The organism is Enterobacter sp. CM29, assembly GCF_013179605.1.
GTDB lineage: Bacteria > Pseudomonadota > Gammaproteobacteria > Enterobacterales > Enterobacteriaceae > Enterobacter > Enterobacter intestinihominis.
Window position 1 is genome coordinate 1 of record NZ_JABMCU010000365.1, and the last position, 1,105, is coordinate 1,105.

The 1,105-nt window shown below is 38.0% G+C and carries 2 protein-coding genes; one reads left to right on the forward strand and one right to left on the reverse strand.

What is annotated here, in order from left to right:
• The first annotated feature begins 98 nt into the window (after window positions 1-98).
• Entirely contained in the window at window positions 99-701 is a 603-nt protein-coding gene (locus tag HP459_RS23060; protein ID WP_253939686.1) for a hypothetical protein, read from the forward strand.
• Between the two features lie 76 nt (window positions 702-777).
• Here the strand turns inward: HP459_RS23060 and HP459_RS23065 are convergent.
• Window positions 778-1,105 (reverse strand): hypothetical protein (locus tag HP459_RS23065; protein WP_171936938.1); only part of this gene is annotated, 328 nt, incomplete at its 5' end.

Genomic DNA, 1,105 nt, shown 5'->3' on the forward strand with positions numbered 1-1,105 from the left:
CCCATATCACCTTGATATAGCGGTTTTTTTTACTGGATTTCAGTCTCGTATGACTACCAATCATGAATTAATCGAACTGGTTAAGGATAAATGCAACAATGAGCAGCAAAGTTAAATTACCCATAACATTTCACGATATTGTGAATGTCCTTATGTGGGATGACAGGTTCAATAAAGAAAACGTAACGAGCCGGATTCCTGCGGGGGTTAAAATCAGTGAGTGGCTAGCTCGCGCTTTCACCTTAACTCACATTAAAAAATTCGCAAACAAAGGTCAGTTTGCTTTGGCTTATTACTACAAAAATAAGTTACCTGGTATCGAGGATGAACTCAAGTCCTTACAAGGTCACTACTTAAGTCAAATCAAAAACTATAATTCACAGGTTAAACAAAACCCACTTAGCGAGAGCATGGATATTTTGGCTTTTGTTCAACCTGTAGAAGTAACGATCAACATCCTTCCATGCCCGCCTGTTTTGATGTTTATTCGCGTTAACATGCTCTGTGACGAAGCTCATACTGAATTAAGAAAGCTATATCAGTATGGAAACATCACAAAAAGCGATTATTTCAAAGAAAGGCGTGAACTATTCAAACCATTGAATAAGTTCCGATCCGACTTCTCTGCAAAAAATCGTGAGGCAGGTGAGTTACTACGTTCTGTAGATATTAAACCTTCCTCAATAAGCAATACGGGTTAAGTGCGTTACAGCAGGAAACTACTGTGTCGAGAATAAAAAAAAGGGATTGAGTAAAAACTCAATCCCTTATTATCATTTAGCGTTTAGAAGCTAAATGTGTTCTGTACTTCAAAACAACATTTTCAACATCAAGTAACAGGCAATCCTTTTTGAGAAGGAAGAATGTTAGCTGTGCTGTACGTGTTGCTGGGTACAGTTCTGCATGAATAACAACGCGATCAAAAAGCCAAGCACGAAGCAAGCGATCTGAATCGGAAAAATCATCCAGCTTAAGGTTATACAAAAATGCTCTGCGTTCTTGCAAATAAGCGTCAAGATTGGCATATGAATCAACACCAGTATATTGAAGATTAACAATGTCAGGATCTATTTCAGTCTGAACATTTTCAACATTTACGCGGGTG

Excerpts from the sequence above, each read along its gene's own strand:
- HP459_RS23060 (WP_253939686.1), top strand. The coding sequence starts at position 99 with ATGAGCAGCAAAGTTAAATTACCCATAACATTTCACGATATTGTGAAT.